Below are 502 nucleotides of genomic sequence, written 5' to 3' on the forward strand. Positions count from 1 at the left end.
CCGCCGGCACGCGATCATCGAGACCGTCTTCGCCGACCTGATCGACGGGCCGTTGGCGCACCTGCCCTCGTCCCGGTTCGCCGCCAACCACGCGTGGGCGCTCTGCGCGGCCATGACCCACAACCTGCTCCGCGCCGCCGCCACCCTCAGCGACGGGCATCTCGCCGTCGCGCGCGGCGCGACGCTCCGACGCCACATCGTCAACGTCCCGGCCCGGATCGCCCGCCCGCAACGACGGCGCGTGCTGCACCTGCCCGAGCACTGGCCCTGGGCGCAAGCCTGGCTGGCAATCTGGCGCGGCGTGTTCACCCCCGGACTCGCTCCACCGGGCACGATCTGAGCACCTGTCCGCCCGCCGCAACGGCCCGACCGGAGACGACTCGTGGAAAAGCTGGGCAGACCAGCGGCACAGTGCTGCCCACACGCCGCCCACCTACCCCGAGCGGTCATCGAAGGCCGCTCGAGGACCATCCGCCCGGCACCTCCACGGATCGAGGCTTAG

1 pseudogene is annotated in these 502 nt (G+C 72.7%); it reads left to right on the forward strand.

From position 1 onward, the window contains the following. Nucleotides 1-340, forward strand: a pseudogene (locus tag N864_RS23000) (IS1380 family transposase); the annotation flags it as partial. Nucleotides 341-502: the final 162 nt, after the last annotated feature.

This window comes from Intrasporangium chromatireducens Q5-1, from assembly GCF_000576575.1.
In the GTDB taxonomy this organism is placed as follows: Bacteria; Actinomycetota; Actinomycetes; order Actinomycetales; family Dermatophilaceae; genus Intrasporangium_A; species Intrasporangium_A chromatireducens.